The sequence below is a fragment of the Arthrobacter sp. 10N43 genome, from assembly GCF_056394525.1.
In genome coordinates this window covers 174,290-190,290 of record NZ_JBFTIA010000006.1, presented here as the reverse complement: position 1 = coordinate 190,290, position 16,001 = coordinate 174,290, and the positions used below count along the sequence as shown (strand labels likewise).

Sequence of the window (16,001 nt, the reverse complement as noted above, 5' to 3'; positions counted from 1 at the left end):
CCGCCGTGCGCCCTATACACACGACGGAAGGAGCCTAAGCCGGGTGGCCCCCAAGCACGCCACTACCGGCACCCAAGACCGCTAATGCGGGCTCTGCCCACCGGCCCCCAAACACACGACAGATGGACCCCAAAAAGGCGAATATTCATCGAATTCCTCACACTTTACTCACGGCTTCATTGGTCCACAATTAGGCACATTTTTGTTCCCATGCGATGCAAGACTGTTTTTGAAGCAGCTCCCACCCCTGTTCCTCTGCTCGCCTACCGGAGGTTATGTCCTCTACTTGCAGGTCAGCGGGGCGGGTCGTCCCATGGCTGCATGTCTGGACAGGCCGGTTTTTAGGCCGCCAAATGCAAACACTGCTTTGTAACGGAGACCTTGGGGGTGGTCCAGCACCATCGCGTGCCGGACCCCGCGTGAGTCAGACAGACGGGCTCCGTTTAATCGCGCTGCACCTACGTTTGGCCGTGTGATGAACTATTCTTTCGGCCTACCAGTCCCGCCCCGGCCGGACCAGACATCAGCGATGCAATTTGAGTGCGTGAGTTGAAACCAAGTTTCGCCAAAATACGCTCAATATGCCCTCCAACCGTTCGGGGTGACACCACGAGTTGGGCTGCGATCTCCTTATTGCTGAGCCCCTGGGAAACCAGGCCGGCGATTTGAGCTTCTCGCTGAGTGAGCGCGGTACCTCCATGCTTCCCATAGCCGTCTGGGGTCTCAGCCGTGCCGTTACGGCGCTTGGTACTTACTTTCGTGAGGCCGGGCTGTGGGGTACCTGTCGAGGCGTACCCTGTGCGGGCTGCGCCTAGTGCAAGCTCGATGGCTTGCTCCTGAGAGGGTTCAGGGCGGGCAGTGAGGACCTTGAATTCCCTTTCCCCGAGCTCGCGTCGCACCTTGGTCGCCATCTGCTCGAAGTCCTTCTCCAGAGGGCCGAACGCCGAGATAGTGGTTCCTATCCCACTCCATACGGCCCGGGCTGCATGGTAGAGAACGGCTGCGGATTCGTAGTGTCCGCCCGAGGCAGCTGTCCAGGACATTTGTTCAATTGTCAGAGCGATGCAAAGGCCGTCGGGGAAGTCTCGTTGTATTTCGAGTGCTGCGATCTGTGATTGCCTCGCCGCATCCAGTTCCCCAACGTGCCACTGGCACAGCCCCATCACGGCATCAGCGTAGGCATGGGCCCATCGTTCTCCGTAACTATCGCTTACCTTCAAGACCTCCCGGCAGGTGGCCAGGGCATCCCCGGTGCGACCGGCGTACATTTGAGTCCAAGCCAGCAGAAATAAGGCGTAGAGGGCCGACGCCGTATCGCCCACTTGGCGGTGAACGCCGACAGCTGCGGTAAAAAGCCCCATGGCGCGGTCCAAGTGATCGTCGAATACCTCACAAAGGGCCTCCCAATGATCTGCATGGGCCGCCAGTGCCCTGTCGTTGAGGCTCTCTGCGATCAGCCGGCATTCGGCAACGTGCTCCCGCGCTTGTTCCCTGTCACCCTGCACGAGGCAGATCCAGGCTCCAACCCACAGTGCGGCTCCTCGTTCAGGGCTCGGTTCGGTTGCTAACTTAAGTAGGCGGTCCAGCCATCGCCTGCCCTCGGCAAGGTTCCCGCCGGCCGTCCAGTGGTACCTGAGCAGGGCGGCGAGGTGCAGCCCCGCGCGTTCCTCCCCCGGAGTCGAGGCCGACCACTCCAGCGCAGACACAAGGTTCGGATGGTCACGCCGCGCCGCCATCAGCCGTTCGGCCTGGTGCGGGCCGCACCAATTCTTCACTGTGGCAGCCGCCCGGGTCAGGTAGTGGTCACGCTGGCGGCGCCGCATGTCCGTGGACTCCCCGACTGATTCGAGAAGCTCAGCACCATACTCGCGGAAGGTCATGAGCTGGCGGTACCGAACCCGGACGCTGCCTCCCGTTTGGGTGCCGTAAACGTTCTCGGCGACGACAAGCGACTTAGCCACAAGGTGGTCAATCAGATCGAGCACGCCTTCGCGTGTCAGCTGGCCAAACCCGCAAACCTCTTCGGCAGCCTCTACCTCGAAGCCGCCCGGGAAGACTGAGAGGCGCGCCCACAGCAGCCGCTCATCTGAACTGCAGAGTTCGTGGCTCCAATCGATCAGTGCCCTGAGGGTCTGCTGCCTTGGTAATGCCGCGCGGCTGCCGCCAGTGAGAATATCGAACCGCTTGTCAAGCCGCTCGATGAGTTGAACAACTGACACTGAACGCAGCCGGGTCGCTGCAAGTTCGATCGCCAAAGGGATCCCGTCCAGTCTCTGGCACAGTTGTGCCACAGCCAGCCGATTACCCTCGGTAACTTCGAAGGTAGGATCCACGCTACGAGCCCGGTCTATGAGCAGGCGGACAGCGTCGAAGGACTCGATTGTCATACCTTCCGCGGCTGTATGGACGGGAGCTGCAAGAGGAGGCACGTTGTAGACCTGCTCCCCGAAGATGCCCAGAGGCTCCCGGCTCGTGGCCACAATCCTCAATCTCGCAGCTCGATCAAGGAGTCGGGCGGCCAGGACGGACACTGCATCGAGTAGATGCTCGCAGTTATCGAGAACGAGAAGGAGATGCCGGTCCTGGACATAGTCTGCGATCCTCTGCAGGGATGACCGGTTGGACTGGTCCGGCAGCCGCAGTGCAGCGGCTATGTGAGATCCAACCATTGCGCCGTCCTCCACCTCGGCGAGCTCCACGATGAAGACACCATCGCTGAATGCCTTGCGGACCCGAGAAACCAACTCCAGCGCCAGACGCGTCTTACCGACGCCGCCAGGACCCGCCAGAGTCAGAAGCCGGGAGCGTGACATCAGCTCACGGGCTTCAGTTAGCTCGCGACGCCGTCCGATGAAGCTCGTCAGATGATGGCCGTCGTGTGAACGGCCGACAAGTGCGTCGGTACTCATGTTCCTCCTGTGATGCACAAAACAATACAGGTATCAGATGGGGTCATCTGACCCGTTTCTGCTCCACCGAAAAAGACCACACTGGAAGCAGTTGCAAGGATGCAACAGCGGCCTCGATGGAAAGACTGATGAAACACATAGGGACCCTTAAGCGCCAATGCCCACGCCGAGTACACCTCCCAGCGGCGGTATGCCACACAGCACGGGCACATTGCGGGAAAGATGCAACCCGCTCTCACCAGGTAACCACGGGATACTGTCATGCAGCACACGTCTGGCCCTACGGAGCACATTCCCATGCTGCGGAAGTGCCTGAAGGTTGTGGCAGGCACTCGGCTTATCGCTGAGCTCAGTTCCGGGAAGTCGCCGGCTGATCATGACAGCGACGACGTCCATGGCCAATGCACTCGAAGCCAGTTCGCGCCGAAGACATGAACAGGGAGAGATCCTTGCAGGCCCCTGGTCGGAGTCGCGTGAGCGCTGAACCTCGAATTATCGATCACCTATAAATGTCTCCCGCATCGGGGCACTTGTGCGATGTGTTCATCATCCGCGAACTGGTTAGGCGTCCCCACGTCCGGCGACAGCAGCGCGAACAACAGGACCGGCCCGATCCACGTAAAACGACCGAAGCCGCTGCTCGTGCCGCCATCTAATTCCTCGGACCGCTTTGTCCCCAAATTTTTCTACGAGCTAGGAGAACCCATGTCAGTCACTATTGAGCGACCAAATGAAGTCGATCGAATGCGCTTCTTCATCAACGGAGAGTGGGCCGAACCCAGCACTGTCCGCATCCAGCACCAGATAGAGGCGGCCACAGGCGAGGTCATCGGTGCCGCAGCGTTAGGCTCGGAAGCCGATATTGATGCGGCCGTAAAGGCTGCGCGGGGTGCCCTCGATAACGGTCCCTGGGGCAGGTCAACCGCCGCCGAACGGGCCGCAACGCTCCGCAAATTTGCCGAGGCGCTCGAACGCCGTGCCACTGATACGTCAAAGCTCGTCAGCAGGGAAAACGGCATGCCCATCGGGTTGTCGCAGATGCTCAATGGCGGTGCCCCCTCCGCCCTTCTGAGAATCTATGCCGATGTAATAGAAGCCCTCCCTTTGGAAGAGGTACGTCCAAGCCAGGCAGGTTCAACAATCGTCCGTCGCGAACCAGTGGGCGTGGTCGGTGCCATAGCACCCTGGAACTTCCCGCAGGCATTGGCGATGTTCAAGATTGCCCCTGCCCTGGCCGCCGGCTGCACTGTCGTTCTCAAACCATCCCCGGAAACCGCGCTGGACTCTTATGTATTTGCTGAGGCCGCCCGGGAGGCAGGACTGCCCGACGGGGTGCTCAACATTGTCCTCGGCGATCGTGATGCCGGCGCCGCACTCGTTTCACACCCACTCGTTGACAAGATCGCATTCACCGGATCAACCGAAGCGGGCAGGATCATCGGCGCAGAATGCGGACGCCTTATCCGCCGCTGCACACTCGAACTCGGTGGAAAATCGGCAGCCGTTTTCCTCGAGGACGGCAGTATCGAGACCTTCCTGTCCGGGCTGGACAATGCCTCGTTCCTGAACAACAGCCAGACGTGCACCACCCAATCCCGCATCCTGATCGCGCGTTCCCGGTATGAGGAGGTTGTGGATGCCGTTGCCAGTTTTGCCGACTCGTACAAGCTCGGGAACCCTCTTGATCCATCCGTAACAATGGGCCCGATGGCCACCCAAGGGCACCTCGAACGGGTTTTGGGCCATATCGAAACAGCGAAAAGTTCCACTGCCCGGCTCGTTGCTGGCGGCGGGCGCCCGGCCGCGTTGGACCGAGGTTGGTTTGTCCAGCCCACCGTGTTCGCCGACGTTGACAACAATGACCGTCTCGCTCGGGAGGAAGTCTTTGGGCCGGTTATGGCGCTCATCCCGTTCGATGATGACGAGGATGCCGTGCGAATGGCCAATGACAGCAACTATGGCCTCGGCGGGTCAGTGTGGAGCGCCGACGAAGATCGGGCGTTGTCGGTCGCACGAAGGGTGCGCACCGGGACGATCGGCCTGAATTACTACACCCTTGACCTCGGTGCCCCCTTCGGTGGATTCAAAGACTCCGGCATTGGCCGGGAGCTGGGCCCGGAAGGGATCAACGCCTACCTCGAATACAAATCGATCTATGGCTCTTCCAAGTACCTGTCTGCCTGAACAGCATCCATCAAATACCTGTCGTGCGCTACGGGCACAAGGTCCACTAAGGGAGTTCGAATCTTGATGACAAATCCGACCAAAGTTGTCGACGCCTACTTTGCGGGAGTGAAAGCCGGGGACGCCAGCGCCGTTGCAGCACTGTTTGCACCTGATGCCCTGCTGATCAACGCCAAAGGAACCATCCGGGGCGCAGACGCAATAAAGACGATGTACGAAAACGGACTAGCTCCAGGGGCGATGACGCCAAGCCCACGGCCGCCAGTGGTGAACGGCGACCACGTCGCTGTCGAAATAGAGCTGGATGCGAACGGGGTTCCTCTCAAACTCGGCGATTTTTTCACGATTAAAGACGGCAAGATCCAGACTTTGACCATTTACAGCCTCACCCCCACCGACGCCAGCCTGTTCGACAAGGTGGGAGTGGACCCGGCCCAGTAACCGGAGGCGGACACACGCTTTCACTGGAAACCAGCAGGTCCAGCTGCCGATACCTTCCAAAGCAGTTTCAGCAACATTGATGAGGAGAACACATGAAGGTCGCAATTTTCGGCCCTGAACGCAAAGTTGGCATCATACGGAGCGAATCCGTGGTCGATGTCAATGCCACCTATGCAAAGTATCTTGCAGAGACAACCGGGGCGGCGCGGGCGCAGGCACAAGCCGACCTTGTGGTCCCGCATGAGCTAAGTGCTTTCATCTCGGAGGGAACGCGGGCCCTTGAGGAAGCACAAACCGCCGTGGAGTATCTATGGTCCGCAGCAGAGGACGACCGCGGTCTGCTGGGCGAGCAGCTCTGCTTCAAGTTGGGCGAGGTGGAACTTCACCCCCCGGTCGCCAAGGAGGCCCGTATTTTCTGCGCCTTGGCGAACTTTTACGACCACATGGAAGCGGCGAGCAAAAACAGCTCGGCCGGAGACACTTCTGAAGTCCTGGAGCGTCTTGTCAAGGGCGGGCCGAAGTACTTCCTCAAGGATCACCGCGCGGTTTCCGCTGACGGACAAGAAGTACGCTATCCCGAGCGGACAAAGCGCCTGGATTACGAGGCGGAAGTTGCCATCATAATTGGCAAGCGCGGGCGGGACATCCGCAGTAATGATGCCCTCCCGTATATCTGGGGTTACACCCTGCACAATGACTGGTCTGTCCGAGACAACGTCTCTTTCGGTCCCGACTTCATGCACTCAAAGAATTTTGATACCTCCGCCACCATTGGTCCTTGGATTGTGGTGGGGGAAGAGCTCGACCCTCAGAACATCCCGATCGAGTGCCGTGTCAACGGCGAGATCAGGCAGAGCGGCAATACGAAATCGATGGTGCACGATTTCGCTGCGTTTATCCAGCATTTGTCGGCGGACACCACACTGTATCCCGGTGATCTTGTCAGCAGCGGCACGCCGAAGGGGACAGCTATCGATTCCAGCCAACAGCAGCCGGACGGATCTCACCCGGAAACACTGTTCGTAAAGCCGGGCGACGTAGTCGAAGTGTCCTCAAGCCTCATCGGGACTCTCCGGAACCAGGTCGTCAAGGCGGCCAACTAAATCTTCAGTTCACGCGAAGTGCCGGCACGCGCAGGCAAGCCGACGTGACCCCTACAGATGAAGGAAGACAAGAAATGACCCAGAAGAAACAACATTCGGTCGGCGGCGTCCTCTACGACCGACCATTCAAAATCCGCCGTCTCAACCACTTCGGCATCAGCGTGGAGGACACCGGCGCCTCGCTCTCGTACTACACCGAGCTCCTGGGGTTTTATCAGGCGGATGCCCTCGACCTTCAGAAGTACGACCCGGGAGTGTGGCTGGACGGTCTGTCTGACACGAACATCTATTTCCTGCGCCACAACAGCGATCACCACACGTTCGTCCTGATGCCGCGGCCCTGGGTTGAGCACATGGACTCTCCGGCACGTGGCGACCTCACCATCAACCAGATCACCTGGCAGGTAGGGAGTCTCCGCGAAGTTGTCGAGGCCCGCCTGTGGCTCGAGTCGTTGGGCAACAAAATTGAGCGGTACGGTCGTGACCCGGGTTCCAACTGGCACACATACTTTCCCGATCCCACCGGACATACCAATGAACTGGAATACGGGATCGAACAGGTCGGCTGGGACGGTCGTAGCAAACCTGAAGTCCTGTGGCCCTGGGCCAACGAGCACCCCTCACTGCCAACCAGCTCGGAGGCAACCGAGCTGGTTGCCGCTGAATCTGACGGAGTCGATCTGACTTCCGGCTACCGCTGGATGGACGAACTGCCCAAGACCTTTGACGTCGGCGGCGTCCTGCTTTCTCGTCCGTTCAAACCCGTTCGCATCGGCCCTGTCAGCATCTTCGTTGAAGACGTGGCGGCTGCTGAGCGGTTCTATACAGAGCGGCTGGGCCTGGTCAAAAGCGAAGAGACCACCGTCGAGGGACACCGGGTCGTGTTCCTGCGCGCCAACACGGAACACCACAGCCTCGGTTTATTTCCGCTGGAACTCCGCAAGGTGTTGGGGGTCAGCGAACATAGCACCTTGCTGGCCTTCGGCATCCAGCTAGGCTCCTACGAACAGCTCCGAGCAGCGCGAACTTTTCTCGAAGAGCGCGGAGTGAAACTCATTGACCTGCCACAGGAAGTCCACCCGGGCATCGACTACGTCATCCATGCAGTCGATCCGGACGGGCATGCCATGCAGCTGTACTACTACATGGAACAGATTGGATGGGACGGCCAGGCCAAGCCGGCGGCCCAACGGCGGACCGTGGACCCAGACAATTGGCCCGAGGCACTGGAGCCGTTATCCGACACATACGCGGGAGAGACGTTCTGGGGACCCCTCGGATAGGCCTTCAAGGCATCCTTGCGCTGCTGCGCCAGCAAGGCGCGGCTGAAAACCTGCGGCAGGAAGGTGTGATCTTGGAACACTATCCAGACTGGAAGCGGCTCATCGGGGCACACGTCGAAGTCCGCCGCCAGCAGCAACTTGTCAGGCATGGCGTCGTTGACGATGCCATGCCTGACTCCTCAATCGTCTGGCTCGCGGCCGACGGCATCAATCCGCGGACGATGTACGAGGCGGCCGAAGGCTACTCCGTTTGGGTCGAACCGCAACAGCTGAGCGGCGAAGCCAGCTATCGCATGACTTCATACCAGCTCCACCCGTAGACGCCTTGAACTCGGGTAGCCGTCCACCGCTATCCCGGAGTCAGGAGACTGGGCCTTGTGAGCACAGTCCCCTGACACCGCCCGGATAGCAGTCCCAAACCTGCAGGACAGGCTTCCCCGACCGCTTTTTACAGCGGAGGAGGACCCTGAAAATTTCGAAAAACTTCCACCTTGGCGGGCCGTCCAAGGTGCCTTTGAAAGGAACGGCATGAGCCGGATAGTCATTAGCGGAGCCTCAGGAGACCTGGGCCGCCGCGTCACGAAGCTGCTATTGAAGAACACAGCGCACGAAGACCTCACTCTCGTCACCCGCACGCCTGGGAAGCTGTCCGATCGGGCAGCGCAGGGCATTCGTGTCCTGCAGGGGGAATATCAGGACCGCGAATCACTCGACGCAGCCTATCTCGGCGCTGAGACGCTGTTTCTCATCAGCGGGCTCAACCTGGGCCGCAGAATCGCAGAGCACCGCAATGCCATCGCCGCAGCGCAGCGGGCCGGTATCCGCCACATCGTCTACACCTCGGTGAGCGGTGTCCAACCCAATAATCCAGCGATGTCGGCCAAGGACCACTACCAAACTGAACTAGACCTGCGCGCATCCGGCTTGAAATTCACTTTTCTCCGCAACGCGCTGTACTCGGAAATTGTCAGCAGCATCCAAATCGCACCGGCGGCGGCGTCCGGCCGGCTGGAAATGGCCACCGGCTTCGGCAGCCTCGCTCCCGCAGCAAAAGCAGATGTGGCAAGGGCAGCGGCCGCCGTACTTCAGGACCCCCAGGAACATGAAGGAGCTGTCTATGAAATCACGGGGCCCCAGCTGCTGAACTACGAAGACATTGCCCGTATCGGAGCGGAAATCTACGACGCCCCGATCGCATATACGCCGGTCACCCCGGAAGAGCGACAGGCGTTTTTCGACTCCATAGGGATGCCTCGAACCTACGATCCGAATATGCCCCTAAATCCAGACGGTCACCTTTGGGCCAGCGACGAACTCGTGACAGCAGACATGGCAGTTGCCCAGGGCTATCAGGCCGTCCTGTCCCAGCACGTGAAGCAGATTACAGGTCAGGAGCCTGAGACCCTGCGGTCAGTCATGGAGCGCGTGAAGTCAACGCGCTACGACCTCATCGAAGAACCGGTCTAAGAGCGATTTCCCGCTAGTACCCCCAACAATCAGGGCGGGCCCGACAACAACAGGCTACGCGCCAGGCCGACCGCTCAAAATACAGAAAGAAGTTTCATCATGGGAGACACCAACGGAACGCAAGGCGTAGCCGTCAACGACGTGCCGGCATACCCGGACGTTCCAACCTATCTGAATGTCCTGGGGAGCCTGCACATCTGGGAAGGGGACGGGTGGAAGGCTGAATCGCTGTCATGGAAAAAGGGCGCCTACATTGCATCCAACCTCAGCGGCCTCCCCGAAATCACTTTCAGTGGCCCCCACGCCCAGGAGTTCCTTTCACGCCTCAGCATCAACAACGTGTACAAGTGGCCGATCGGCACCTCAAAGCACCTTGTCATGCTCGATGAAAACGGATGCATCGCCAATCACGCCCTCACAGTCCGGGACAGCGAGGAGTCCTTCCGCCAATTCGCTTCCATGCCCTGGCCCATGTTCAAGGCTCCTGATCTGGGTATCGACGTCGATATCAGCCTCAGGAACATCTTCCTGTTCCAAGTTGCCGGCCCCACGTCGCTGCAGGTTCTGGAACGGCTTCTGGGCGACCAGGTACGAAGCCTCAACTTTCTGGACGTCAAAAAAGTCAGCGTCCCTGGCATAGATGAGGCCGTGGAAATCGAGCTGTCTCGAATCGGAATGTCCGGCACCCTTGCCTATGAATTGAGGGGCCCACTCGAGCACGGCCCGGCCATCTTCGACGCCGTCTACCAAGCGGGTAAGGATTTCGGACTCAAGCGCCTTGGCTGGCGGACCTACGTCGTCAACCACACAGAAGGAGGGTTCCCACAGCAAGGGTGCACCTTCTTACCGGCCGCCTATGCCGATCCCGCATTTATCGCCCACCCCGTATTCGGTGCCGGAACACCGGTTTCAAATACCCCCGGAGGTCTGCCAGGCAGCCTCAGTCCTTTGGATATGAGGGCGCGGCTGAGGACTCCATATGAAGTGAACTGGGGCTGGATGGCCAAGTTCGATCACGATTTCATCGGCCGTGAAGCCTTGGAGGCCGAGTCGGCGAATCCCCAGCGCAAAACCGTGGTGCTCAAGTGGAACAAAGAAGATATCCTCGATGTTTTCGCCTCCCAATTTGAGGTCGGGGAAGAGTACAAACACTTCGAGTTCCCAACAACACCCCAATCCCCCGCAGGGGGGCACGCTGACCTCGTCACCAAAGACGGTAAGCCCGTGGGAGTCTCATCGCTGGCAGTCTATTCGTACTACTACCGCGAAATGATCTCGCACACGACCCTGGACCTTGACCAAGCACACATCGGCAATGAAGTCATCGTGCACTGGGGCGACCACGGATCCCGGATCAAACCCATCCGTGCAACGGTCGAACGCTTCCCATACCTCGACCTGCCGACCAACAAGGACTACGACATCGACGCAATTCCGGCCAGCGTGCCTGTCCATGAGTAGAACAAGGTACCCCGGCTTCCAAACAACAAACCCTAGCAGTTACCCGCTGCACAGAAGGTAAGAGCAAAACAATGAAAACCTTGCCCATCAGTCGCCAGCCCGAGGCCCGATCAACGTCTGACGCAACTTTCGTGAAAAAGGAGACGGTTGGACGTCTCCTGATACAGTGCCCCGATCGACCTGGAATAGTCAGCGCCGTCAGCAGTATCCTGTCGGACTTCGGGGCGAACATCGTCTCCCTGGACCAGCACTCCACCGACCCGACCGGCGGAGTATTCTTCCAACGCACCGAGTTCCACCTGGAACACTTCGGCGCCAGGCGCGCCGAGCTGGAGGAACAGATACAAGCGAAAATTGAGGCGCCCTACACCGCGGAATGGCAGCTGACCAGCGCCGCACAACGAAAACGCGTCGCGATTTTCGTATCCAAGACCGACCATTGCCTCCTTGACCTGCTGTGGAAGCAACGACGAGGTGAACTCCAGATTGACATTGCGATGGTTATCTCGAACCACTCAGACCTTGCCGAGGACGTTCGCTACTTCGGGATCCCATTTGTGCACGTTCCTTCGAACGCCCAGGATAAGAGCGCCATGGAGCGGACGCAACTGGAACTACTTCGCGGAAACGTCGACCTCATAGTGCTAGCCCGGTACATGCAGATCATCTCCGACAATTTTCTTCAAGAAGTCGGAGTCCCGCTGATCAACATTCATCATTCCTTCCTTCCGGCCTTCATCGGGGCAGGACCCTATCAGAAGGCGAAAGACCGGGGAGTGAAGATGATCGGTGCAACTGCGCACTACGTCACGGCTGATCTCGATGAGGGACCCATCATCGAGCAGGACGCTATCCGTGTTGACCATGCGGATTCCGCTCAAGAGCTGATGAGAAAGGGCGCTGACGTCGAACGGCGTGTGCTCACCAGGGCTGTCGCATGGCACTGCGACGACCGCATACTCCGGCATGGTAACCACACCGTGGTCTTCTGATCCCGATAGCCTTCGTGCGGACAGAACGAACGAAATTCGCGCCAATCAAATGACTGAGTTCCCGAGGAGTGTGTCGCTAATTAATTTTCGGCACACTCCTGGGACCGAAGTTAACTGGAACTTAAAGCCCTGGCGATGTTGGGGAGCGGGAAACAAAGTGGTAAAGCCAACGCTTCCTGGTTACGACCGCGCACATAGTCCCCTAGACGAGTAGGGAGATTCCTTAAATGGGCGCGTGGCAGGCATCCTCGACGGGACTGACTCCTTGCTGAGAGGCGACAATGATTTATGAAAACGTTGAATTTCACGTCCGCCATGAAAACTTAGGCAATGTAGATACTTCCTTCGCCGCGACCAGACCCCTGCTGCTCGCGTCTGCCAAATGTCAAACGGCAGAGCTCTTTCAAAGTGTAAATGAGCCCGGGAGTTATCTACTTCGCCTAGGCTGGGAGAAGGCGGAGGACCGACCGGGCACGTTTCCCGGCCGTGTTCCAGCGACGGTGTTCACCCAGATGGTGACTACCTATGACATGTCACCACTACGGCAGTCAGTGCCTGGACCGGATCAGCAAGCGGCCGAAAGCTCCGGGAACGACACCATCCGCATAATGCCGTCAGCGAATGGCGAAGAAACGTGGGGCGCCCCCGCTCTGTCGCGAGTTCGAGAGGTTCTGATCTCCCTGGGGGAGGGCCATCTTAATCCAACCGAAGCCGAGAACTTCAGATATTTCTGCCGCCAACTTGCCCGTTACGATTCTACCCGCAGCAATCCCATCGTGAGCGTGGTGGACCATGTAGGCAATTATTGGCGCAACTGGCTTTTGATGATAACTCGCACAGGTCCTTACCGTCCTTCTACACTGCGGAAATTGCTAGCGGCCCTAGATCCGTCTCATCCCATTTCACAACGAATGCTCACACTCAACCTCAGAATGCTAGAGCGAGACGGCCTTATCGCACGCGATGTTATCGACGACGAACGTAGGCACGTGGAGTACTCATTGACCGTCCTTGGCCGAGGTTTATCCGACAGGCTCCTGTCGCTTATCGATTGGATAGACCAACACGCCGCGGAAATTGAAGCTTCCAACGCAGCATTCGGGGAATTACCAGTCGAAGCTTAGAGTCGCTTGATGACATAACAGCAGGCTCTACCCAACGAGGGACATCTCGTTGCGGCCCCCGTCTGATGGTCCGAACCGGAACTGCAGAAGCATAGTTCAGAAGCCCCTTCTGGAGCTCCTTCCCCTGCCCTTCTAAGGAGCCGATAATGAGGATTCCGTCAAGCTCCGGTGAAGTCCCGATGTGGCATAGCGAGGCCGGCTCACTCCAGCTTGGCGTGGCGCACATACTGGTAGACGGTCTCCCTGCTGATCCCGTAGTCACGGGCAAGGAGGGCTTTCGGAACACCAGTGCCAGCGCGCTGGACCAGTTCCGCGGCCCGTTCCGAAGTGAGGGTCTTTTTCCGCCCTTTGTAGGCGCCGCGCTGTTTGGTCAGGGCGATGCCTTCCCGCTAACGTTCCCTGATGAGGGAGCCGGCGAAGGCTCCCATTACGGAGAGCATGAGGTTGGACATGGGGGAGTCCTCGCCGGTGAAGACCAGGCTCTCCTTGACGAACTCCACCCGTACGCCTTTGCGGGTGAGGCCTTGAACGAGGCCACGTAGGTCATCGAGGTTGCGGGCGAGCCGGTCCATGCTGTGCACCACTACGGTGTCCCCGTCCCGGGCAAACCGCAATAGCTCGGTGAGCTGGGGCCTGGCCGTGACCCGGCCGGAGGCTTTGTCAGTGAAGATCCGGTCCAGAACCTGGCCTTCGAGCGGGCGTTTCTCGTTCTGGTCCACTGCTGACGCGCACGTACCCGATCCGCTGTCCGGCCACCGATTGCCTCCAACCCTGAACCCGGCAGGTTGAGTTCTAGGCTCGTCTCAGAAAGAAGTCAAGATTAGCCTCGAATTTTGTCAGGTTGGCGTGTACCAACCTGACGTCAGAGACATCCGTAGATTTGCGGCGAAGTTGCGTGTTCCACGGGTACGGCCTATGTCAGGCAGGCACTACGACGACCCCTTCGCGATAGTCGAAGGCGCGGCGTGCACTTCCGATGGTTATCCATAGGACAGTCTTATCCTCGGTGAATTCGTCCACAGTGGCTGGATATCGAAGGGACGAGCTTTCGGCTTCAACGGATCCCGCGAAGCCGCACGGCGCATGGCCGGCGGCAACCGCGGCGGGGTTATCATCAACATCGTCTCCACTGCCGGATTCACAGGGACAGCCCCAGGCCTCTCGGCCTACGTCGGATCCAAGCACGCCGTCCGCGGCATGACGAAGCAGATGGCGCTCGAATTCGCACCCCTCGGAATCCGTGTCCTCGGCGTCGCACCCACCTTTGTACCCACCGAAGGCAACATGGCCGTCGCGGCGGGGCACCCGTCAACGGAAGAATCGAGCCAGACCATGGCGGTGATGACCAACAGCCTCATCGGCCGCGTCGGGACCCCGGACGACATCGCGCGGATTGTCCTCTTCTGCGCGAGCGATCTGTCCACCATCATGACCGGAAGCACCCTCCTAGCCGACGCAGGGCAAACTATCTGAGCGCAACCTTCCACCACGACCTCAGCCCCTGTTCTGGTGCAATCCCCGCTCGTTCAGAAGAGTCGATAGTGGATCTTCCGTCAACCAAAAACGCCCTGACATGCGTCAGGTGATCTGCGGCTCGGGAGTGTCCGTTTAACGGTGGATCCGCGGTTGGCATTTAGTTGATTCTTCCGTCGAAGGTGATGGCGAAGGCGTTCAGTGCCGGCTTCCATCGTGTGGCCCATCGTGCCCTGCCTTTGCCGGTGGGGTCCAGTGCCCGGGTGGCCAGGTAGAGGCATTTCAGGGCCGCCTGCTCGGTGGGGAAATGGCCCCTGGCCCGGACCGCGCGCCGGTAGCGGGCGTTGACGGATTCGATGGCGTTGGTGCTGCAGATGACCCGCCGGATTTCCACGTCGTAGTCCAGGAAGGGCACGAACTCGCTCCAGGCGTTCTCCCACAGCCGGGTGATCGCCGGGTACTGCCTGCCCCACTTGGCCGAGAACTCGACGAAGCGTTCCTTCGCCGCGGCCTCGGACGGGGCCGTGTAGACCGGGCGCAGGTCACGGGACATTTCGTCCCAGTACTGCCGGGCGGCATACCGGAACGTGTTGCGGATCAGGTGCACGATGCAGGTCTGGACCACGGCGAGGTCCCAGACGGTGTTGATGGCCTCCGGCAGGCCCTTGAGCCCGTCGCAGACCGTGATGCAGACATCCTCCACGCCCCGGTTCTTGATCTCGGTCAGCACCGAGAGCCAGAACTTCGCACCCTCCCCGCCGTCCCCGGCCCACAGCCCGAGGATGTCGCGTTCGCCGTTAACGCTGACACCGATCGCGACATAGACCGGCCGGTTCGTGACCTGCCCGTCGCGGACCTTGACGTGGATCGCGTCGATGAACACCACCGGGTAGACCCGGTCCAGGGGCCGGTTCTGCCACTCGGTCATCTCGCCGATGACCTTCTCGGTGATCCTGGAGATGGTGTCTTTTGAGACCCTGGCGCCGAACACTTCGGCGAAGTGCGCCGCGATTTCCCCGGTCGTGAGGCCCTTCGCGCTCAGCGACAACACGATCTCGTCCACGCCCGTCAGCCGGCGCTGCCGTTTCCTGACGATCTGAGGATCGAACGTCGCCCCCGTGTCCCGCGGCACGTCGATTTCCACCGGCCCGATCTCGGTCAGCACGGTCTTGGTGCGGGTGCCGTTGCGGGAGTTCCCGCTCCCGCGGCCGGACACGTCGTGTTTGCCGTATCCGAGGTGCTCGTCCATCTCCGCTTCCAGCGCGGTTTCCAGGACGTTTTTCGTCAACCGGTTCAACAGCCCGTCCGGGCCGACGAGCTCGATTCCCTGCTCTTTGGCCTGCGCCAGGAGCTGCTGCGCTAACTCTTGCTGATCCAATTCAGTCGCCATGGGATCCATGGTTCCGCTCATGATCAGTCCTCCCCGCCAGGCACCGCCCGGCGTGTCAGGCCAATCCCGGATCAACCGTTATTCAGACACTCCCTGCGGCTCGGATACGGCACCACGGGCTTCAACAGTCGGCTGCGGAGTGGAGGACCCGTTTTGGAATCCGGGTTTGGCCTT

At 59.7% G+C, this 16,001-nt stretch carries 12 protein-coding genes and 1 pseudogene; 10 read left to right on the top strand and 3 right to left on the bottom strand.

Translation table 11 applies throughout. The features are described from left to right. Positions 1-458 precede the first annotated feature (458 nt). Positions 459-2,909, bottom strand: coding sequence for a LuxR C-terminal-related transcriptional regulator (locus AC1DDO_RS14820; RefSeq protein ID WP_476952682.1), 2,451 nt, complete (start codon positions 2,907-2,909; stop codon positions 459-461). A 705-nt stretch (positions 2,910-3,614) separates the two neighbouring features. Between AC1DDO_RS14820 and AC1DDO_RS14815 the strand changes: the two genes are divergently transcribed. The 9 genes from AC1DDO_RS14815 to AC1DDO_RS14775 all read left to right on the top strand — a co-directional run bounded on the left by AC1DDO_RS14815 (position 3,615) and on the right by AC1DDO_RS14775 (position 12,964). Then, positions 3,615-5,093 (top strand): aldehyde dehydrogenase, encoded by a 1,479-nt coding sequence (locus AC1DDO_RS14815; RefSeq protein WP_476868235.1) that lies wholly within the window; start codon positions 3,615-3,617, stop codon positions 5,091-5,093. 66 nt (positions 5,094-5,159) lie between these two features. Continuing rightward, positions 5,160-5,534, top strand: coding sequence for a nuclear transport factor 2 family protein (locus AC1DDO_RS14810; RefSeq protein ID WP_476946730.1), 375 nt, complete (start codon positions 5,160-5,162; stop codon positions 5,532-5,534). A gap of 92 nt (positions 5,535-5,626) precedes the next feature. Further along, positions 5,627-6,637, top strand: a complete 1,011-nt coding sequence (locus AC1DDO_RS14805) for a fumarylacetoacetate hydrolase family protein (RefSeq protein ID WP_476868237.1) — start codon at positions 5,627-5,629, stop codon at positions 6,635-6,637. 74 nt (positions 6,638-6,711) lie between these two features. Beyond that, positions 6,712-7,920, top strand: a complete 1,209-nt coding sequence (locus AC1DDO_RS14800) for a VOC family protein (protein ID WP_476946731.1) — start codon at positions 6,712-6,714, stop codon at positions 7,918-7,920. 65 nt (positions 7,921-7,985) lie between these two features. After that, entirely contained in the window at positions 7,986-8,240 is a 255-nt protein-coding gene (locus AC1DDO_RS14795; protein ID WP_476946732.1) for a hypothetical protein, read from the top strand. Positions 8,241-8,448: 208 nt separating this feature from the next. After that, positions 8,449-9,387: an NAD(P)H-binding protein gene (locus tag AC1DDO_RS14790; RefSeq protein ID WP_476946733.1), complete on the top strand. Its 939-nt coding sequence runs from the start codon at positions 8,449-8,451 to the stop codon at positions 9,385-9,387. A gap of 99 nt (positions 9,388-9,486) precedes the next feature. Next, positions 9,487-10,848, top strand: coding sequence for a hypothetical protein (locus tag AC1DDO_RS14785; protein WP_476946734.1), 1,362 nt, complete (start codon positions 9,487-9,489; stop codon positions 10,846-10,848). A 131-nt stretch (positions 10,849-10,979) separates the two neighbouring features. Continuing rightward, a complete protein-coding gene (purU, locus tag AC1DDO_RS14780) occupies positions 10,980-11,840 on the top strand; it encodes a formyltetrahydrofolate deformylase (RefSeq protein ID WP_476868242.1) in 861 nt (286 codons plus the stop codon). Between the two features lie 281 nt (positions 11,841-12,121). Next, entirely contained in the window at positions 12,122-12,964 is an 843-nt protein-coding gene (locus AC1DDO_RS14775; RefSeq protein ID WP_476972170.1) for a winged helix-turn-helix transcriptional regulator, read from the top strand. A gap of 200 nt (positions 12,965-13,164) precedes the next feature. Here AC1DDO_RS14775 and AC1DDO_RS14770 read toward each other — a convergent pair. Then, positions 13,165-13,720, bottom strand: a pseudogene (locus AC1DDO_RS14770) (recombinase family protein). Between the two features lie 243 nt (positions 13,721-13,963). On the opposite strand from AC1DDO_RS14770, the gene AC1DDO_RS14765 reads away from it, so the two are divergent. Then, on the top strand, positions 13,964-14,437 hold the full coding sequence (locus tag AC1DDO_RS14765) for an SDR family NAD(P)-dependent oxidoreductase (protein WP_476972176.1): 474 nt from the start codon (positions 13,964-13,966) through the stop codon (positions 14,435-14,437). A gap of 160 nt (positions 14,438-14,597) precedes the next feature. Here the strand turns inward: AC1DDO_RS14765 and AC1DDO_RS14760 are convergent, their stop codons facing one another. Then, positions 14,598-15,836, bottom strand: a complete 1,239-nt coding sequence (locus AC1DDO_RS14760; protein ID WP_476972175.1) for an IS256 family transposase — start codon at positions 15,834-15,836, stop codon at positions 14,598-14,600. Positions 15,837-16,001 lie beyond the last annotated feature (165 nt).